The sequence below is a fragment of the Chitinophaga sp. G7 BAM 1005 genome (genome assembly GCF_057126945.1).
Genome location: NZ_CP181478.1, coordinates 6,615,790 through 6,635,195, shown reverse-complemented (window position 1 = coordinate 6,635,195; position 19,406 = coordinate 6,615,790). Strand labels below are relative to the sequence as shown.

Below are 19,406 nucleotides of genomic sequence, written 5' to 3'. Positions count from 1 at the left end.
CCTCCCTTCATCTATTCTTATATCTTCCTTCATCTATCTGTTAGAAATCCCGAAAATAAAATCAGTGAAATAAGCCTAATCAGTGTAATCCTGCGCCAAGACAATTTACCACCGCCGAAGGCGGTACTCCGCTATTTCACCGCTTCGTGGAGATAATCCTTCACGCCTTCCACAATGCCTGTAACCAGTTTCCGCTGAAACGCAGGGTCCAGCAATTTTTCTTCGTCGCCGGGATTGCTGAGGAAAAGTGTTTCCACTAAAGCATCCGGGAACTCGGTGGGATTGTTAAGGATGAAATTGAAGCCGGAGTTATTACCGAAATCATAAAGACCTGTTTGCAGCAAACGTTCATGGATGGCTGCGTTGAGCGGTTCGCAGAAAGGTTGTTTATAGTAAGTGGCAGTGCCATAAACATCAACAGGGTTGCCGGAAGCATTGAGGTGAATACTCAGCAACAGATCAGGGTTGGCCCTGCGGAAAAAAGAAAGCCGGTCTTCGTTGGCAACAAATTTCTCTGTAGTGCGCGACATGATTACGGTAGCTCCTTCTCTTTCCAGCAGCGCCTTCAGTTGCAGCGAAAGTACCAGGGTCATGTTTTTTTCCACGGCGCCGGTAAGACCGGTGGTACCCGGGTTGCCGCCACCGTGGCCGGGGTCCAGACCTATTACCATATTTTTCAGCGATAAGTTTTGTGGCACACGTTTAACCTTTACCGTTATACGGTTATTATCGTAGTACACCTGGTAGCCCCACGGCGCATGTTGCAGGGAAATTACCATGCGGCATACATCGGGCGATGGCTGCCCCCATGCTACAGACGTAATTTCTTTGGTGTTTTGCAGCACTGTATTCAATCCTTTTTCTGTATAAGCGCCATGTATATCGATAATGATCTTTTTGGAAGAAACCAGTTGCGTGGAAATGTACGGCAGTTTATCAGATAAGGCCACCGACACATAATCATATTTTTCATCTCCCCATATTTTGGCATCGTCTGCAATGCTTACGGGAAGCTCCTCCTGGGGAATCTCCGTGTCCACTAATGGCTCCGGAATAAAGGCGGTGGTGTGGGAGGATAGCCTTACTTTGTAATAGTCTCCCTGTCTGCCTACAATATGTAAAAGCACATCTTTATCCAGGTAACCGATTTTATCAGGCCCCAGCCGGTCGCCATTCGGACTGGCAGTGAGGTAGGTCATATTGTCGATGGTACGGCCGGTGAATGGTATTTCATTGTGCATTACGCTGTAGCGGTACGTGCTGCCCAGGATAGCAGTTTCGCCACTTTGTTTGCGGAGGCGCACCATAATTTTTCCATTCAGCAGGGAGTCGCGCGGTTGTATGATATAGCTGCCACTGTAATAGCCCGGTATTCCGCCTGTTTGTGAAACGGGCATTTCCTTCAGTGGTACGTCATTGAACCAGCTGGCGCTTTGGCCTGGATAGCCTTTCATCTTTATCCGCAGCGTATCTCCTTCTGAAAGCTGAAGGTTTCCGGCGGGCGATATCTCTATAAAATCTATCCGGAAAATACTGGTGGCAGCAGGCGCTGGTGGCCGGTTATAGTAATAGGTAATGTTTTTCGTATATGTTTCTCCGTTAGGTGCGGTGGTGGTAACGGAAAAGGAATTTCTGCCGGTGGTCAGTTCATATTTTGCGGCAAAAGTGCCGGTGTTATAAACGTGTACGGTATCGTTATTAATCCTCACCGTACAGCCAACACAGGTGCGGCCGGCAATAAATTGTCTGGGTGTATTTACATTATTCTGATCCCTTGAAGGCTGACTGATACGCAGTGTTGCCTGACTGCTTGCAAGAAAGGGGATAGCAATGGTAATAAGAAACGTAGAAAAAAACTTTACTGATAGCGTCATACCCTGTCATCAATATCTTTGAAAGATGGTAAAGATAAGCAGGTGAGGGGAATAGGAAAAAAGCATTTAGAAAAAATGCAGCGAAATAAGGTATTCCGCTGCATTTTTTTAAAGCGTTTTAAGCCGGTTGTTACCAGCTGTATTTATTATCTGCAATCAGTTTGTCCGCGATTCTTCTGCGGGCATCTTTTGCATTAAATGGTTCTGCTTTGGTAAAGCGTTTGAGGCCCAGCAGCATCATACGTTGTTCATCGCCTTCTGCAAAGGCATTGATGGCATCTTTACCGGATTTATTGATACGGTCGGCCGCATCGTAAATAAAGGTGCGTACAATATCTGCCTGGAGTGAAGCGGCGCTTTCGCCTTTGCTGTTGGTAAGCTTAATTAAGCGCAGCAGGGCGCTTTCAGCCACAAAGGTTTCAATGGCCATATCGGCAATATCCATCAGGATTTCCTGTTCGTTTTCCAGCTTCACCATCAGCTTCTGCGCAGCGGCGCCGGCAGCCATCAGGATGGCTTTTTTGAAGTTAACGATCATCTTCCTTTCCTTGCTGAAAGCACTTTCATCATCGTTGCCGAAGTCAGGAATGCTCATCAGCTCTTTCATTACATTCATGGCCGGCGTCATCAGGTCCAGTTTACCTTTCATGGCACGTTTCAGTGTCATATCCAGGGTCAGTAACCGGTTGATTTCATTGGTGCCTTCAAAGATGCGGTTGATACGGGAATCGCGGTAGGCTTTTGAAATGATGTATTCATCGCTGAAGCCGTTCCCACCGTGAATTTGTACACCTTCATCCACTACGTAGTCCAGCACTTCGGAGCCGTTTACTTTCAGGATGGCGCATTCCACTGCATATTCTTCCGCGGCGCCCAGCAAGGCTTCGTTGAAAGGTTTGCCTTCTGCCAGCAGTTCTTTTTCCTTTTCATCGATCAGTTGTGCCGTACGGAACAGTGCTGATTCTGATGTCCAGGTACGGATAGCCATTTCCGCCAGTTTATGTTTGATAGCGCCAAAGTTGGCGATCGGCTGTTTAAACTGTGTACGGGTATTGGCGTATTGTACGGAGGTATTGATACATTTTTTGGAGGCGCCCAGTGCGGCCGCGCAAAGTTTCAAACGGCCTATGTTCAGGATGTTGAAAGCAATGAGGTGGCCTTTGCCAATTACGCCCAGCACATTTTCTGCGGGTACTTTGGCGTCCTGGAAATAGATCTGGCGGGTAGAAGATCCTTTGATTCCCATTTTATGTTCTTCCGCGCCCAGCGTAAATCCGGGTGTTCCTTTGTCTACGATAAAGGCGGTGAACTTATCTCCGTCAATTTTTGCAAATACGGTAAACACGTCCGCGAAACCGGAGTTGGTGATCCAGCTTTTTTGCCCGTTTAAAATATAGTATTTACCATCGTCTGTTAATTTGGCGGTGGTTTTAGCACCCAGTGCATCGGAGCCGGAATCAGGCTCTGTAAGGGCATAAGCGCCTTTCATTTCACCGGTAGCCAGCTTAGGTATATACTTCTGTTTTTGTTCTGCAGTACCAAAATAAAGGATCGGTAAAGAGCCAATGCCCGTGTGGGCAGCCATAGCAACGGAGAAGGAATGACCGGCACCCAGTCCTTCGTTGATGATGGTTGCGGTCACAAAATCTTTACCTAAACCACCATATTCCTCCGGGAAAGAAGCGCCCAGTAGTCCCTGTTCGCCCGCTTTCTCCAACAACGAGGGCATCAATCCTTCTTCCAGCTTATCTATCCGCTCCACTATCGGTGTTACCTCTTTGCTGATAAACTGATCTGCCATGTCTTTAATCATCAGCTGTTCTTCCGAAAAATCTTCGGGAGTAAACACTTCCTCAGGAGCACTCTCCTTAACCAGGAACTCTGCGCCTTTTAACGCAGTCTTATTTTCAACTGTTGCGTCCATGTTACTGTATTTTTGGTAGTTCTGTAATTTACTGAAAAAAGCATTAAGCAAAACCGACCGCCCGGATGGCTAAACTGATTTTCCTGATACCTGCTGTATTAACTTACTGAATGTAAGTTAAATGCGGCACTCCTGTTGTGCGGCCGCTATTTTTAACAAAAAATAAATAGGCTGCCGGCCGGTTTGTTCCGGGTCACCCCAAAGGCAATCTGTATCACCCGCCATTTGGAGATAACCCATATATAAGCCATATATAAGCCATAGATGAGTCATATATAAGCCATATCTATTAAATACGGGTTATCTATGGCTGATCACCGTTTTTGTTACTGGTGCAATATGAATATAACCAGGGAAGTCACATAGTAGTTATCCCGGATGTAAGCCGCCTTATAGCCGGATCAATGTCTTTCCCAATAATCATATCTATCGTCATTAGGCATTTATTCTGTATCATTGCTACCCTTTATGCCTGATTTTTATCTGTCATATTTGAAAAGCCGGTTTCACGGCACCGTGGAAGGTGCCGGGGAGGAGCTATTGATCTGTTTACACGGCTTTGGCGAAAGTGCGGCTCATTTTCACCCGTTAACCGCCACGCTGGGCGATACCTTCACTTTAGTGGCGCTGGATATGCCCCTGCACGGCAGCACCCAATGGGAGGAAAACCGGGTGTTGGAGAAAGACGACCTGGTGGCGCTGGTGGAGTTAGTGCTGCAACAGCACGGGAAGGAGCGCTTTTCCCTGCTCGGCTACAGCATGGGCGGGCGCCTGTCGCTTTGCCTCGTGGAAAAGATGGCCAGCCGGATTAACCACCTGATCATCGCTGCCGGAGACGGCCTGAGAAATAACCCCTGGCATATGTTTGTAACCCAAACCACTGCCGGAAACAGGCTGTTTAAATATAATACCTACCATCCCCGGCTGTTTTTTACGTTATTGCATACCTGGAGAAGATTGGGGTTGCTGAACCAGAGCGTATACAAATTTGCGTTGCACCGCATGAATGAAACGGAAAAAAGGGAATTGGTGTACAATGTATGGACCAATTTGCGGAGGATGATGCCGGATAAAAAATTGTGTAAACAATTATTATCCAGATATAACGTTCTAACTCTCCTGATATTCGGGAAATACGACCGTGTAATTCCACCTGTGCTGGGTACCCGTTTTTCAGATGGTTCTTTTCCCTGCAAAATACTGGTAATGGAAAAAGGCCATCAGTTGATTTCTGCTCAACTGGGGCTTATCATCAAAACAAATCTTTAACACGGATGTATCTTTTTGTAATTATATTATTGGTGTTGGCTTTAGGGTATGGTATACTGATGTTATGGTATAGCCTGGGGTGGAAGCGCCTGAAAAGTTTTTCACCGGCAACGCCATCGGCCTGCAGCACCGCTGTTACTGTGATTATTCCTGCCAGGAATGAAGCCGCCAATTTGCCGGCCCTGTTGGCGGCGCTGAAGAAGCAAACCTATAATCCGGCCTTGCTGGAAATAATGGTAATAGATGATTTTTCTACAGATGAAACAGCGGCAGTAGTGCGTAATTTCCCCGCGGAAAATATTCACCTGCTGGAATTAAAACAATATCTCAATGAAGAAGAACGGCTGAATTCTTTCAAGAAAAAAGCCATAGAAATTGCGATCTTAAAAGCCACCGGCGACCTTATTGTAACCACCGACGCGGATTGTATAATGGGCCCGCGCTGGGTTGAAACACTGGTGCAGTTTTACGAACATCATCAACCTAAATTTATAGCCGCACCGGTCAGCTTCTATAAAGAGCATAACTTTTTTAAGCGGTTACAGTCGCTCGATTTCATGACCATGCAGGGCATTACCGGGGCTGCCGCGCAATTGGCCTCCGGTACCATGTGCAATGGGGCTAACCTGGCCTATGAGAAAAAAGCTTTCCTGGAAGTAGGCGGTTTCAATGGCATCGATAATATCGCCTCCGGCGATGACATGCTGCTGATGTATAAAATTTACAGCGCATATCCCGATAAGGTCAGCTACCTGAAGTGTGAAGATGCGGTGGTGCGTACGCTCGCTGTGGATACGCTGAGGGACTTTATGAACCAGCGGATCCGCTGGTCGTCAAAGGCAGATAAGTATGAAGATAAACGACTTACCTGGGTACTGCTGCTGGTATACCTGTTCAACGCCGGCTTGCTGGCGCTGGCGGTAATGGCCGTGTTCCTGCCGGTATGGTGGCCCTGGTTCCTCATCATCTTACTATTCAAAATAACCCTGGAGCTTTATTTCCTGCTTCCCGTAGCCAGGTTTTTTAATAAAACAGAACTGCTGTTATGGTTTATTCCGGGACAAATATTTCATATTCCTTATATTGTTGTTGCCGGGTGGCTTGGGAAGTTTGGTAGTTATCAGTGGAAAGGCCGGCAGGTAAATTAAATCGGGGTTCCTTTGTCAGAAATGCAGCCTTATTGGAAAAAGTTATACCGGAATAAAGGCGCCGTGGCCGGTTTACTGGTCATTGCGGTGGCGGTATTTGTCAGTATCACCGCCTATTTTATTGCGCCGGATCATACGCCCAATGCCAACAGGATGGTGCTGGAAATAGAGGGACAACACCCTGGTTTCCGGATCAATATGCTGGCGGTGTTTAAAGAGCAGCCTGTAAAAAAGGTCTCCTTTTACCAGCGGTTGTTGTATGGCCAGGAGTCTGATTTAAACTGGATACCTATCCGGTCGTGGCAATTCAGGGACAGCGTATTGGTGGTGCAGCGGTATGTAGATGAATCTACCAGCCGGGAAGAAACCTATTCTCCTGCAAAGGTCTGGTACGGCAATCCTCCGGACAATCCCCTGTCATCAAAAGCTTTACAGGAGAAGATACTGGCTGAACGGATTTTCTCCCGCACCTACTGGCTGGGCACCGACAAGTTTGGCCGGGATATCCTGAGCCGGTTGCTGATCGGCACGCGGGTAAGTTTAGGAGTAGGCTGTATTGCTGTAGTCATTTCCCTGAGCATTGGTGTGCTGCTGGGCGCCGTTGCCGGCTATTTCAAAGGACGTACCGACGATGTGGTGATGTGGCTGGTAAACGTGGTATGGTCCATGCCAACGCTGCTGCTGGTGTTTGCGCTTACGCTGGCGTTGGGAAAGGGATTCTGGCAGGTGTTCATTGCCGTGGGACTCACTATGTGGGTGGGCGTTGCCCGTATTATCCGCGGGCAGGTGCTGGGCATCCGGGAGCTGGAATACGTGGAAGCCGCGAGGGCATTGGGCTATGGACATGTGCGGATCATTGTAAAACATATCTTACCAAATATCATGGGGCCGGTGATGGTAGTAGCTGCCGGCAATTTTGCCACTGCTATTGTGGTGGAGGCGGGACTCAGCTTCCTGGGGGTGGGGGTGCAACCGCCACAGCCTTCGTGGGGGCTGATGATCAAAGAGAACTACAATTTTATTATCACCCATAATCCCCTGCTGGCATTGGCGCCGGGCGTTGCTATTATGCTACTGGTGTTGGCTTTCAACCTGTTAGGTAATGGATTGCGGGATGCGCTGGATGTAAGAAGTAAAATTTGATTTGCATATTAAAAAAAGCTAATTTCATGCTCCTATATAACTGGAAATATGTTATTGAAAACCTGTCTCCCTGCCTTCTTAGCTATTGCAATGCTTACTTTTTCTTCCTGTAAAAAGAAGAAGAAAGATAATCCTGCACCCAATGTACAGGAAGAAACACTGGCTTTCGAGCTGCCCGAAGTACAGGTAGGGAAGTATAATATGGCGCAGGACAGCACCTATACCCTGAAAGTAAATGTTACCAGCAAGCTGCCCGAAAAAGGGGTGAAGGTAACGCTGAATGTAGCCACAGAAACAGGTCTTATCCCGCTGCCGCAGGACGACATAGCGGATATCAGCACTACTCCCTTTACCATTACGCTTCGTCACCTGAAGCCGTTAAAAACATACGAGGTAACTATCAGGCTGGCGTCTTTGGGTAACACCGGCAATGTAACTCCTCCGCAGGTGTTTTTCCTTACCAACAAGTCTGCGGAATAGCCGGGCGATTAAAATCCATCCCTCCCGAATCTAAAATTGTGTAGGTTTGCAAGCTCGCAGACAAAGGAATCGTTTATGCAAATTGCTGTTAATGCCGCTTGTTTACGACAGGACATGCCTGCCGACACCGGGAATGTGGCAACGGAAATAATACTGGCGATGTGCCGGCAGCAGCCAGTCCATCAGTTCACATTTTTTTTTGACGGAAAAGTACCTGCCGGTCTGAAGGTACCGGCTAACGTGACCAATGTGGTGTTGCCCCTGAAAGGCAATAAGCCCTGGCATTTGTACTGGTGGCAGGAGTGGCAGCTGGTGCGGGCAATGAAGCCTTTCCGCCCGGACCTGTTCCTGGGGCTGGATGGCACGCTGCCTTTGCGTAGTGAAGTTCCCGCGGGCCTGTTGCTGAGAGACCTTTCGTTTTTACGCGATGCCGGCTTGCAGCCGGGTGTGCAACAGCGGTCCCTTAAAAATAATATCACGAAGTACCTTGGCCGGTCGCGGCGTATAGCCGTGCTGTCGGACGCTGCACAGGAAGAGGTGTTGCGTTATGCACCCGGCGTAAAAGATAAGCTGATCCGGCTGGAAACCGGTGTCAGTGAGCTGTATAAGCCCCTGGAGTGGGAGCAGCGCGAAACGGTAAAGCGGGCTTTTTCCGGTGGGGCGGAGTATTTCCTGGTAACGGGCAGTATGCATCCCCGGAACAATATCATACCGGTGCTGAAAGCATTTTCAGCGTTGAAGAAACGGCAGCGAAGTAATATCAAACTGGTGCTGGCGGGGAGTGTAACCCCGGCGGGAGCGGATATTGCCACTGCTTTGCAGAGTTATAAGTTCAGGCAGGATGTGGTGTGTATAGAAGATGCAGATGAAGATACCCTTGCCCGGCTCACCGGTGGCGCTTACGCTGTCGTGTATCCGGCGAGGTTGGAAGGGCTTGCCCTGCCGGTATATGCCGCTCAGCGGTGTGAAGTACCGGTAATTGCCCTGGAGGGGGCGGCTGCCCGGGAGGCGGGTGGAGACGCCGTATTATACGCCGATCCGGCGAGCCAGGACGATTTATCAGAAAAAATGAGTCTTTTATATAAAGATGAACAATTAAGATCCCGTTTACTGGCTAAGATCCCTGCGGCGAAGCCTTTCAGCAGCTGGGAGCATGCTGCGGAACAGCTGTGGAGTCATCTCACGGGGACGGGTTTTTCCAAAATCAGCAAATGATGGCTATTTTTGCGCTTTAATTGAAAATCATGAGTAAAGTATCTACCATAAAGATCCAGGTTGGGCTGGACGATCAGAAGGTGCCCGAGTCGATAGAGTGGAGCGCTACAGATAACAAAGAAGAAAGGATGATCAAGGCCAAAGGCATGATCGTATCTTTCTGGGATCCGGCTGAAAAGGTTGCGCTGCGTATTGACCTGTGGACAAAAGACATGATGGTGGATGAAATGGCGGATTTCTTTTTTCAGACCATGATGACAATGGCTGACACCTATGGAAGGGCCACCCCTTATAAAGATCAGGCAGACGATATGCGTGCTTTTGCAAAGGATTTCTTTAAGAAATTCCAGGACAGGCAGGCTGCCGAAGAAGCAGGTAAATAATCCATTAAACCTAACCATATGTCATTAGAACTGAATATCAACGCAGAAATTAAAGCTGCGATGCTGGGTAAAAAAGAAGCTGACCTGCGTGCACTGCGTGCTATCAAGGCGGCTATCCTGGTGGCCAAAACAGCAGAAGGCGCCCACGGCGACCTTACCGAAGCAGACGAGTCCAAACTGTTGCAGAAGCTCGCCAAGCAGAGAAAGGATTCTCTCGAAATTTTCCGCGCCCAGAACCGTGAAGACCTTGCCGTAAAAGAAGAAGAGGAACTGGTAGTGATTGAACGCTTCCTGCCCAAACAAATGGATGAAGCAGAACTACGTACAGCCATTACAGATATTATTGCTTCCACCGGCGCCAGCTCACCCGCTGATATGGGTAAAGTAATGGGCGTTGCCACCAAACAACTGGCCGGTAAAGCCGACGGAAAGGCCATTTCCGCCCTGGTGAAAGAACTGCTTACTAAATAGTGCTGTCTGGTATTTAACTGGCTGAAGAGCGGTAGCCGGGCAGGCAAACATCTCCCGGAAACTAAAAAATCAGGTAGTTAAATACCAGATTCCCTATATTTCTATCATGCCTATAGACATTATTTTTGCTATCATCATGGTTTTTGCCATCTACCGGGGATACACCCGGGGTTTGATAGTAGCCTTATTTTCTTTGGTAGCCGCCATATTGGGATTAGCGGCAGCCCTGAAACTAACAGCAATTACCGCCTTATATGTACAGGAACACTGGGAAATGCATTCCAGATGGGTACCTGTGATCTGCTTCGTGTGCCTTTTCCTGGGAGTAATATTACTCGTAAGGTTGGGAGCCGGGGCGTTGCAGAAGTTGGTAGAGCTGGTAATGTTGGGCTGGCTGAATAAACTGGGCGGAATACTGTTGTATAGCGTTATATTTATAATAATTTACAGTGTAGTGCTGTGGATGGCCAACCAGGTATATTGGCTGAGTCCTGAAACAAAGCTGCAATCTGTGGTGTATCCTTATATAGAGAATATTGGCCCGTGGGTATTGGATCATATAGGAAGTGTGATCCCGGTTTTTAAGAATATGTTCACTGAGTTACAATCTTTTTTTGAGCAGGCAGCCCGGCATATTCAACCTGGATAACTCGTTCCAAAGATTATTTAGATTAATAAAAAGAATTATTTTAGCGTAAAATTGACTTTCAAGATTTGGCAATGGATTACGAAATCAAAACACAGGGTAAGTTTAATTTTATAGAAGAAGGAGAAGGAGAACCACTGGTATTATTGCATGGACTTTTTGGTGCTTTGAGCAATTTCTCGCACATGATCGAATATTTCCGGCAATATAACAAGGTTGTGATTCCGATGTTACCCCTGTACGATTTAAACATCCTGGAAACATCGGTAGGCGGACTGGCCAAATATGTGCACAGGTTTATTGAGGCCAGGGGATATAAAGATGTACACCTGCTGGGCAATTCACTGGGAGGTCACGTAGCCATCGTATACCTGTTAAAACACCCTGAAGCACCCGTAAAATCCCTGATCCTTACCGGCAGCTCCGGCTTGTTCGAAAATGGAATGGGCGAAACCTATCCTAAACGCGGCGACTATGAATACATCCGCAAAAAAGCAGAACTTACTTTCTATGATCCGAAAATAGCTACCAAAGAACTGGTAGACGAAATGTTTGAGATAGTGAACAACCGCCTGAAAGTGATCAAGATCATCACACTGGCAAAATCAGCCATCCGCCACAACCTGGGAGATGAACTGAAAGATATCCAACAACCAACTTTACTGATCTGGGGCCAGAACGACACCGTTACTCCTCCTATGGTAGGCGAAGAATTTAAAAAGCTGATACCTAATTCTCAACTGCAGTTTATTGATAAATGCGGACATGCTCCCATGATGGAGGTGCCGGAAGAATTCAACAAAATTCTGCACGCTTTCCTGGAGAAACTGAAGTTTCAACCTGCCAGTTAAACCGGCACTTTTCCGGCAGCCCGGTAACTGCACCAACAGGTGCAGCGTTTTCGCGTACATGTAATTTCTTTTTCTGTTGGCATATTCTTTACTATTATTGTATCAGAATACACTAACATGATCGCCAGAGAACTCATATCTTCAGTACCTGTTCTGCATCCCTCGGATTCAGGAACAAAGGCGCTGCGCCTGATGAACGAGTATCATCTTACGCAGCTCCCAATGGTAGTAGATAGCAAATACCTGGCCCTGGTGGAAGAAGACGATATCATGGATCTCGAAGATCCGGATGTCCCCCTGGAATCTATGGAGTACAGCAGTACCCGCCCGGCTGTCATGGAATACGCTCATCTCTTTGAAGCACTCAAACTTTTTTACGACTTTAAATTGTCTGCCCTCCCGGTAGTAACCAGGGAAAATGAATACCTGGGTATCATTACCAAAGATAACCTGCTGGCAGCTTTAGCAAGATATAACGGGGTGAAGGAACCCGGTGGTATCATCGCGTTTGAAGTAGATCCGCGCGATTACGCCCTCAGCGAAATTGCCCGTATCGCTGAATCAAATGATGTTACCCTCCTGAGCGTAAACACCATCACCAACCCCGTTACCGGCAAACTCGAAGTAGTACTGAAAACAAACCGGCAGGAACTGCAAGGTCTGGTAGCCACTTTCGAACGCTTCAACTATGTGATCAAATACATCTTTGCAGAAGAGCCGGAAGAAGAATTGCTGAAGAAAAACTACGACCTGCTGATGAATTATATCGGCATGTAACGCACGCGGAGGTTGTCTTTCTCAGTATAATCAGGTTAATCCTGAGAAAGACAAAATCCGCATTGTCAACGTTTAAAATATTTTAAGGACCTACATGCTGAGATGCTGTTACTACCTGCTGGCCCTGACTTGCCTGTTGGGAATTGTGATACCGGAAAATGCTGAAGGACAGTCTGTGTCTGTAATGGATACCAGCTACCTGGTAGTGCGTAACATACTCGTTTCCGGTAATAGGAAAACCCGGACTTCCATCATTCTCCGGGAAATAAGTACCGTGCCCGGAGATACCATCTATCTCCGCGACCTCTCCGCTACCCTGGAAGAAAGAAGAAAACAATTAATTAACACCTCTCTCTTCCTCAATGTTACCGCCAACGTAAAAAACTGGACCGGTAACGAAGCCGACCTGGTATTTGAAGTATGGGAACGCTGGTACACCTTCGCCTATCCCATTTTCAAGCTGGCAGACCGTAACTTCAACCAGTGGTGGGTGGAAAAAAATCACAGCCTTAGCCGCATCAACCTCGGCGTAAGCGGCACCCAGGAAAACCTGACCGGCCGCAACGATGCGCTAAACGCCGCGCTGCAGTTCGGTTATACCCAGCGCTTCGCGCTCCAGTATAATATACCGTATATCGATAAAGGTTTCCGTCACGGCCTCGGTATCATCGCGTCCTATAACCGTAACCGTGAGGTGAACGACAGCACCAGCAATAATAAACAGCAGTTTTTCCGGAAAGATGATTTCCTGCGCCAGGTATACACCATCGGGCTTAACTACAGCTACCGCCGGGCCATTAATACCAGGCACCAGGTATTTGTAAATTATAATTATGAAAAAGTAGCGGATTCGGTGGCCATCATCAACCCCAACTACCTGGGAAAAGGCCGCACGAATGTACGTTTCATAGATATCACTTACCGTTTCACTTATATTAAGGCAGATAGCTGGGTATATCCCCTCAAAGGATTCCGGATACTGGCAGAAGCAGGTAAAAAAGGCATAGGCTCCCTCAATGATGTGGATGATGTTCACTTCCGGCTCAATATGGCCAAATACTGGCAGCTGAGGCCCAAAACCTTCGCAGCACTGGGTATCCGCAGTGCGGCCAAGCTCTCCGGCGAACAACCGTATATTAACCTGCAGGCGCTGGGCTACCGCGATGATTACCTGCGCGGACTGGAATATTACGTGATAGACGGCACCAGCTTTGCCATTCTCAAATCAACGCTCCGGCAGGAACTCCTTTCTTTTAAAGTAAAGCTGCCCATTGTTCCAAAGAAATTTAATACCGTTCCGGTGCGCATCTTCGCCAAAGCCTTTGGCGACGCCGGTTACGCCTATAATAAATTCCCCGGCAACAGCTTCCTGAATAACCGTTTCCTGTATACCGGCGGCATCGGACTGGATATCGTTTCCTTCTATGATACCTGCCTGCGGATCGAATACAGCTTTAACCAGTTAGGGCAAAAAGGACTATTTTTACACACGAGCGTGGATATGTAGCACTTCAGAGCCGATCGTAAAAGCTTAAAAAATTATGCAGGTAGCACTTTATAGCAGGGGATTTATTACAGAAGACATTTCAAACATCCGCTTATTGCTGGAGGAATTAAAGCGGGCAGAGATAGAGGCCATCATTTATGAGCCTTTTTTTCATACGCTGCAGCAACACATTCCTTTCGACAACGTACCAACGCTGTTTTCCTCCGCAGAAGACCTGCCGGGAAAAATAGACTTCCTGGTGAGCCTCGGTGGAGACGGTACCCTGCTGGATACCGTTTGTTATGTACGCGATACCAATATTCCTGTAATAGGGATCAATTTTGGCCGCCTCGGCTTCCTGGCCAGCATCGGTAAGGAAGAAATCCATGCACTGGTGCAGGCGCTGCTGAACCGCACGTATGTGGTAGACCAGCGGTCGCTGCTCCACCTGGATGCCAACATCCCCTTATTTGGCGATGTACCTTACGCTCTTAATGAGTTTACCATCCACAAAAAGGATACTTCCGCAATGGTGAAGATCCATACTTACCTGAACGGCGAATTCCTGAACACCTATTGGGCCGATGGATTAATTGTAGCCACCCCCACGGGCTCCACCGGCTATTCCCTGAGCTGCGGCGGCCCTATCGTATTCCCTGATGCAGGTAACTTTGTGATCACGCCTGTGGCGCCCCATAACCTGAACGTACGGCCCATCGTTGTACCCAACAATAATATCATCTCCTTTGAAGTGGAAGGACGTAGTGATCAGTTTCTTTGTACCCTCGACAGCCGTATGGAAACCATCGATAACCGGGTGCAGCTGGCCGTTAAAAAAGAAGAGTTTAAACTGAGCCTGCTCCGGCTGGACGACAGCAATTTCCTGCACACCCTCCGCAACAAATTACTCTGGGGTATTGACGCCCGGAACACGATTAAAATATAGAAATGTAAAATATATTGTTACATTTACAAATACATTTCATGCTGATTGTAATAGAAATTATGCCCCGTGAGGAAAGCAAACGCCAAATAAATAAGCATAATCATCAGCTATACATTAAATAAATCCGGCATTTTAGCGTTTAAGTAGAACTGATTTATGCTGAAACCTATTCTATATTCCAAATACATCGTTTTTATATGGCTGGTATCGGCCGGTTGTTTGTTTGCGGAACGTGCTGCAGCACAAAATGAGCTGGAATATGTGGGCGAGCTGGGTTTTTCCGTGGGTGGCGCGCAATATTTCGGGGAACTGAACACCCGGGGGGCTTTAAACACCCTGAAGCCTGCTATTGGGATCTACTACCGCAAATACATGAACGACTATGTGGGCCTCCGCGCTCATGCCCGGTTTATGCAACTGGGCTATTCCGACGTTTACAATAAAAATGAGTTCCAGAACCGCCGGAATCTCAGTTTCAATACTAATTTATGGGAACTGTCGCTCCAGGGGGATTTTAATTTTTTCCGGTTTGAACCGGGCAGCTTATATGAGCGTTTTTCGCCCTATCTGACGGGCGGCGCCAGTATTTTTCATTATAACCCGTATGCCTATCTGAACGGGGTTAAATATTTTTTACAGCCCCTGGGCACGGAAGGGCAGGGCACTGCCTTGTATCCGGACCGCAAGCCGTATAGCCTGGTTTCTTATGCCTGGCTGATCGGGGGAGGGTTTAAATATAATATTTCCAAAAAAGTAAATGTGGGCCTGGAAGCTTTATACCGGTTCACCCAAACGGATTATCTGGACGATGTAAGCACTACTTATGCCGGTTCTGCGGCTTTCCCTGCGCTTCCCAACGGCCAGCCCACGGTGGCGGCTCAGTTGCAGGACAGGTCGTCTGTAAAAGGCAGCCCCATCGGGGTGATAGGACGGCAAAGAGGAAACAGCCGGGATAAGGATCAGTTCGTGACCATCGAATTAACGATCAGTATTCTTTTTACTTCTTACAACTGTAAATTTTAATTTACAATAAAAAATCCTTTCTGCGGGTGGCCTTTCCGTACCTGCCAACCGCCATGAAAAGTCTCCGAATTTGCCAAAATCCCCACTGGTATTGAATTCGCTGTTAAAACTACGTTAAAACAACTTCTTAGGCTTTGCCAAAAAAGTCATTACTCTATTTTTGTATCTTTGCACCCTTTTAGTTAATCTGTTATAATCTGTTATAATACGCCTGACACAAATGAGCTTGAAGGAAAAATTGGACTTACAACGGTTGCCGCGCCATATAGCCATTATTATGGACGGGAACGGCCGTTGGGCAAAGGAGCGGGGACAAGACAGGCTGTACGGGCACCACGAAGGGGTAGAAAGTGTGCGTAACATAGTGACGACCTGTGCAGAACTGGGAATAGGTTATCTAACCCTGTACGCGTTTTCTACCGAAAACTGGGACCGCCCGGTTTATGAAGTTAATGGCATCATGGAACTACTCGTAAACACTATCCGTATGGAAGTGAATACGTTATCAAAAAATAATATCCGGCTGAGCGTAATAGGCGACATGGAAATGTTACCTCCCCAATGCCAGCGGGAAATGGAGGAGGCCATTGCCCTTACCAGCCAGAATACCGGCCTCAATCTCATTATGGCTCTTAGCTACAGTGCAAGGTGGGAAATCGTGAATGCAGCCAGGAAAATAGCCCTGGATGTGAAAAGTGGAGCCCTGGACCCGGTAGCTGTGACGCCAGAGGTATGGGAAAAATATCTCTGTACCACCGGCCTGCCGGACCCTGAATTAATGATTCGTACCAGTGGAGAATGCAGGATCAGTAACTTCCTACTATATCAACTGGCCTATGCGGAGCTGTATTTTACAGATACCCGCTGGCCGGACTTCCGCAATGAACATCTTTACCAAGCCATCTTAAATTACCAAACCAGAGAACGGCGCTTTGGCAAAACAAGCGAACAAATTCAGCAGAATGAAGAAATTATTTCCTAAGGGCCTTCTGGCTATAGCATTATGTTGCAGTGCAGGCATTCGTGTATCCGCTCAGCAAAAAGATACCGTGCCTCCTACGCAGCCCCCTGCTAATCCGCCGGCCGTTTCTCCTATCAACACAGGTATTCCGCAACAGTACGAAATTGCCGATATCACCGTTGCCGGTACTCAATACCTGGATAAATCACTGCTGTTGTCGCTCTCCGGCCTCACTGTTGGCGATAAGGTTACTTATCCGGGCGGTGACCAGTTCACAAAGGCAATTCAGAGCCTCTGGTCACAAAGACTGTTTGCCGATGTAACCATTTATGTGACCAAAATAGAAGACAATAAGATCTGGCTGGAAATAGGATTAACGGAAATGCCCCGCATGTCCTCCTTCGTTTTCAGGGGAATCAAAAAAACAGAAGCAGACGATATTACCACCAAAGCCGGTTTACGTAAAGGAAATGTGATTACACAGGCCCTGAAACAAAACGTAATCGGGGTAGTACATAAATTTTATGCAGATAAAGGATTCGGAAATGCCACCGTTAAAATCGAGGAAAGAGGAGATACCGGCCAGGTAAACTCCAAACACCTGATCTTTAATGTTACCAAAGGCAGTAAGGTACGTATCCAGGATATCAACATTGTAGGTAACGAAAGCATAGCCGACTCCAGGATCAAGAAGAAGATGAAAGGAACCAAAGAACGTTCCCGCTTCACGCTTCACCCGGATCTGGAACACGTATATGTGGATTCCCTGGCCCAGACGGACGATTTCTGGCAAACCTATGGCTTCCTGCAGCCTACCCGCGCATTTGAGAAACTGGATCCTTATTTCCGCTTTAAACTGTTCAGCTCTGCCAAATTCAATGAAAACAAATACCTCGAAGATAAAGGTAAAGTGATCGGGCTCTATAACTCCAAAGGTTATCGTGACGCGGTGATTGTAAGAGATACCACCTATAAAACCCACTCACAGAATCTGAATGTAGACATGCAGATTTCTGAAGGTAAAAAATATTATTTCGGTGATATTACCTGGAAAGGAAATACCCGTTATTCCGACTCCGTACTGACCCGTATCCTCGGCATCAAAAAAGGAGATATCTATAACCTGGAACTGCTGGAAAAAAGAATCGGTAAACAAATGTCACAGGAAGGCGGCGATATCAGCGGCTACTACATGGACTATGGCTACCTCTTCTTCCAGATCGATCCGGTGGAAATTGGCATCCGTGGCGATACCATTGATTACGAAATACGTTTACGTGAAGGGCCGCAGGCAACCATCAAGGAAGTACGTATAGCCGGTAACGAAAAAACCAACGAACACGTTATCCGCCGTGAACTGCGTACCATTCCGGGGGAAAAATTCAGCCGCCAGGATCTGATCCGTTCTAACCGTGAAATTGCCAACCTCGGCTTCTTCAACCCGGAAAAGATCGGCATGAACCCCGTACCAAACGTACAGGATGGTACCGTGGATATTGATTATACCGTGGAAGAAAAAGCCAATGACCAGCTGGAACTATCAGCCGGTTGGGGTGGTTATATCGGTTTAACCGGTACCCTCGGCGTTACGTTCAACAACTTCTCCCTGCGTAATATCTTCAAAAAAGAAACCTGGGATCCATTGCCAAGCGGCGACGGACAGAAATTGTCTGTACGTGTATCTTCCAATGGTAAAGCATACCGCTCCTATAACTTCTCCTTCACGGAACCGTGGCTGGGAGGTAAAAAAAGGAACCAGTTTTCTGTGAGCTTCTACAGCAGCTATCAGAACCCATACGCATACAACGATTATTATAAACTGCCGGGCGATACCACCACCTCTACAGATGGTCACTTTAAAGTGCTGGGCGCTTCCGTATCACTGGGTAAACAGCTGAAATGGCCGGATGACTATTTCACTTTGATCTACTCCGTGAACTACCAGCAGTATAAGCTGAAGAACTATAACTACTTTGGTATTGCCGGTTTTGAAAACGGGACCTCCAATAACGTCAACATCAAACTCACGCTGTCACGTTCTTCTGTGGATCAGCAGATCTTCCCGCGCAGTGGTTCCAACTTCATGATTTCTGCGCAGTATACGCCGCCATACTCCCTGTTTAATCCCGACAAGGATTACTCCAAGGAGCCGGCTTCTGAGCAGTTTAAATTTATTGAGTACCAGAAATACCGCTTTAACGCAGAGTGGTACGTGCCTTTGAGCCGTCCGATGGGTAGCGATAACAAAACGTTTGTATTGAAAGTAGCTGCGAAATTTGGTTACATCGGCCGTTACAACAACCGTACAACCCTGTCGCCTTTCGGCCGGTTTGAAATGGGTGGTGATGGTTTGAGTAACTTCGCTATCTACGACCGTGATATCATCTCCCAGAGAGGTTACCCGGTGTATTACACCTCCGATCCGAGCATCAATCCTGAAAACGGCCAGCCTGCCAACTATTCCGGCTTCACCGTATTTAATAAGTATGTGATGGAACTGCGGTATCCGTTCAGTTTGAATCCCAGTTCCACCATCTTTGGTTTGGCGTTCCTGGAAGCTGCCAATGGTTATAAAGACCTGAACGAGTACAATCCTTTCAGATTACGCCGTTCGGCTGGTATTGGTATGCGTTTCTACCTGCCGATGTTTGGATTGCTTGGATTTGACTATGGTATCGGGTTTGACCGTCTCCAGCCGGGTGGTGGTTTAAAAGACGCTGCTAAGTTTACATTTATGCTTGGGTTTGAACCAGAATAATGTGGAAAATAATTATATATTGCAAGTTTAACCGTCATTTGGTTTTGCGAA

General features: G+C 47.3%; 17 protein-coding genes. 15 read left to right on the top strand and 2 right to left on the bottom strand.

Annotation, left to right across the window (positions count from 1 at the left end):
* Positions 1-131 precede the first annotated feature (131 nt).
* Entirely contained in the window at positions 132-1,874 is a 1,743-nt protein-coding gene (locus tag ACMXI2_RS26690) for an N-acetylmuramoyl-L-alanine amidase (protein ID WP_483778967.1), read from the bottom strand.
* Between the two features lie 130 nt (positions 1,875-2,004).
* Positions 2,005-3,798, bottom strand: coding sequence for an acyl-CoA dehydrogenase family protein (locus ACMXI2_RS26685; RefSeq protein WP_483778966.1), 1,794 nt, complete (start codon positions 3,796-3,798; stop codon positions 2,005-2,007).
* Positions 3,799-4,290: 492 nt separating this feature from the next.
* On the opposite strand from ACMXI2_RS26685, the gene ACMXI2_RS26680 reads away from it, so the two are divergent.
* The 15 genes from ACMXI2_RS26680 to ACMXI2_RS26610 all read left to right on the top strand — a co-directional run bounded on the left by ACMXI2_RS26680 (position 4,291) and on the right by ACMXI2_RS26610 (position 19,355).
* Positions 4,291-5,067 (top strand): alpha/beta hydrolase, encoded by a 777-nt coding sequence (locus ACMXI2_RS26680; RefSeq protein WP_483778965.1) that lies wholly within the window; start codon positions 4,291-4,293, stop codon positions 5,065-5,067.
* Positions 5,068-5,072: 5 nt separating this feature from the next.
* A complete protein-coding gene (locus tag ACMXI2_RS26675; RefSeq protein ID WP_483778964.1) occupies positions 5,073-6,215 on the top strand; it encodes a glycosyltransferase in 1,143 nt (380 codons plus the stop codon).
* 21 nt (positions 6,216-6,236) lie between these two features.
* Positions 6,237-7,358 carry an ABC transporter permease gene (locus ACMXI2_RS26670; RefSeq protein ID WP_483782416.1) on the top strand — a complete coding sequence of 374 codons (1,122 nt, stop codon included), beginning with the start codon at positions 6,237-6,239 and terminating at the stop codon, positions 7,356-7,358.
* A 48-nt stretch (positions 7,359-7,406) separates the two neighbouring features.
* Positions 7,407-7,838, top strand: coding sequence for a hypothetical protein (locus ACMXI2_RS26665; protein ID WP_483778963.1), 432 nt, complete (start codon positions 7,407-7,409; stop codon positions 7,836-7,838).
* Positions 7,839-7,913: 75 nt separating this feature from the next.
* Complete coding sequence (locus ACMXI2_RS26660; RefSeq protein WP_483778962.1) at positions 7,914-9,053, top strand: glycosyltransferase; 1,140 nt, start codon at positions 7,914-7,916, stop codon at positions 9,051-9,053.
* Positions 9,054-9,082: 29 nt separating this feature from the next.
* Positions 9,083-9,436 carry a gliding motility protein GldC gene (gldC, locus tag ACMXI2_RS26655; protein WP_370908596.1) on the top strand — a complete coding sequence of 118 codons (354 nt, stop codon included), beginning with the start codon at positions 9,083-9,085 and terminating at the stop codon, positions 9,434-9,436.
* An 18-nt stretch (positions 9,437-9,454) separates the two neighbouring features.
* Complete coding sequence (locus ACMXI2_RS26650; protein ID WP_079471188.1) at positions 9,455-9,907, top strand: GatB/YqeY domain-containing protein; 453 nt, start codon at positions 9,455-9,457, stop codon at positions 9,905-9,907.
* A gap of 106 nt (positions 9,908-10,013) precedes the next feature.
* Positions 10,014-10,556 (top strand): CvpA family protein, encoded by a 543-nt coding sequence (locus ACMXI2_RS26645; RefSeq protein ID WP_420986943.1) that lies wholly within the window; start codon positions 10,014-10,016, stop codon positions 10,554-10,556.
* Positions 10,557-10,627: 71 nt separating this feature from the next.
* On the top strand, positions 10,628-11,404 hold the full coding sequence (locus ACMXI2_RS26640) for an alpha/beta fold hydrolase (protein WP_483778961.1): 777 nt from the start codon (positions 10,628-10,630) through the stop codon (positions 11,402-11,404).
* A gap of 117 nt (positions 11,405-11,521) precedes the next feature.
* Positions 11,522-12,181: a CBS domain-containing protein gene (locus ACMXI2_RS26635; RefSeq protein ID WP_483778960.1), complete on the top strand. Its 660-nt coding sequence runs from the start codon at positions 11,522-11,524 to the stop codon at positions 12,179-12,181.
* 94 nt (positions 12,182-12,275) lie between these two features.
* Positions 12,276-13,688 carry a POTRA domain-containing protein gene (locus ACMXI2_RS26630; protein ID WP_483778959.1) on the top strand — a complete coding sequence of 471 codons (1,413 nt, stop codon included), beginning with the start codon at positions 12,276-12,278 and terminating at the stop codon, positions 13,686-13,688.
* 34 nt (positions 13,689-13,722) lie between these two features.
* Entirely contained in the window at positions 13,723-14,613 is an 891-nt protein-coding gene (locus ACMXI2_RS26625; RefSeq protein ID WP_483778958.1) for an NAD kinase, read from the top strand.
* A 156-nt stretch (positions 14,614-14,769) separates the two neighbouring features.
* A complete protein-coding gene (porG, locus tag ACMXI2_RS26620) occupies positions 14,770-15,636 on the top strand; it encodes a type IX secretion system protein PorG (RefSeq protein WP_483778957.1) in 867 nt (288 codons plus the stop codon).
* Between the two features lie 220 nt (positions 15,637-15,856).
* Positions 15,857-16,618, top strand: a complete 762-nt coding sequence (locus tag ACMXI2_RS26615; RefSeq protein ID WP_483778956.1) for an isoprenyl transferase — start codon at positions 15,857-15,859, stop codon at positions 16,616-16,618.
* Positions 16,599-19,355 carry a BamA/OMP85 family outer membrane protein gene (locus ACMXI2_RS26610; protein ID WP_483778955.1) on the top strand — a complete coding sequence of 919 codons (2,757 nt, stop codon included), beginning with the start codon at positions 16,599-16,601 and terminating at the stop codon, positions 19,353-19,355. The genes ACMXI2_RS26615 and ACMXI2_RS26610 overlap by 20 nt, the downstream gene beginning before the upstream one ends.
* The last annotated feature ends 51 nt before the right edge of the window (positions 19,356-19,406 follow it).

Excerpts from the sequence above, each read along its gene's own strand:
- ACMXI2_RS26690 (WP_483778967.1), bottom strand. The coding sequence starts at position 1,874 with ATGACGCTATCAGTAAAGTTTTTTTCTACGTTTCTTATTACCATTGCT.
- ACMXI2_RS26685 (WP_483778966.1), bottom strand. The coding sequence starts at position 3,798 with ATGGACGCAACAGTTGAAAATAAGACTGCGTTAAAAGGCGCAGAGTTC.
- ACMXI2_RS26675 (WP_483778964.1), top strand. The coding sequence starts at position 5,073 with ATGTATCTTTTTGTAATTATATTATTGGTGTTGGCTTTAGGGTATGGT.
- ACMXI2_RS26670 (WP_483782416.1), top strand. The coding sequence starts at position 6,237 with ATGCAGCCTTATTGGAAAAAGTTATACCGGAATAAAGGCGCCGTGGCC.
- ACMXI2_RS26665 (WP_483778963.1), top strand. The coding sequence starts at position 7,407 with ATGTTATTGAAAACCTGTCTCCCTGCCTTCTTAGCTATTGCAATGCTT.
- ACMXI2_RS26660 (WP_483778962.1), top strand. The coding sequence starts at position 7,914 with ATGCAAATTGCTGTTAATGCCGCTTGTTTACGACAGGACATGCCTGCC.
- gldC (WP_370908596.1), top strand. The coding sequence starts at position 9,083 with ATGAGTAAAGTATCTACCATAAAGATCCAGGTTGGGCTGGACGATCAG.
- ACMXI2_RS26650 (WP_079471188.1), top strand. The coding sequence starts at position 9,455 with ATGTCATTAGAACTGAATATCAACGCAGAAATTAAAGCTGCGATGCTG.
- ACMXI2_RS26645 (WP_420986943.1), top strand. The coding sequence starts at position 10,014 with ATGCCTATAGACATTATTTTTGCTATCATCATGGTTTTTGCCATCTAC.
- ACMXI2_RS26640 (WP_483778961.1), top strand. The coding sequence starts at position 10,628 with ATGGATTACGAAATCAAAACACAGGGTAAGTTTAATTTTATAGAAGAA.
- ACMXI2_RS26635 (WP_483778960.1), top strand. The coding sequence starts at position 11,522 with ATGATCGCCAGAGAACTCATATCTTCAGTACCTGTTCTGCATCCCTCG.
- ACMXI2_RS26630 (WP_483778959.1), top strand. The coding sequence starts at position 12,276 with ATGCTGAGATGCTGTTACTACCTGCTGGCCCTGACTTGCCTGTTGGGA.
- ACMXI2_RS26625 (WP_483778958.1), top strand. The coding sequence starts at position 13,723 with ATGCAGGTAGCACTTTATAGCAGGGGATTTATTACAGAAGACATTTCA.
- porG (WP_483778957.1), top strand. The coding sequence starts at position 14,770 with ATGCTGAAACCTATTCTATATTCCAAATACATCGTTTTTATATGGCTG.
- ACMXI2_RS26615 (WP_483778956.1), top strand. The coding sequence starts at position 15,857 with ATGAGCTTGAAGGAAAAATTGGACTTACAACGGTTGCCGCGCCATATA.
- ACMXI2_RS26610 (WP_483778955.1), top strand. The coding sequence starts at position 16,599 with ATGAAGAAATTATTTCCTAAGGGCCTTCTGGCTATAGCATTATGTTGC.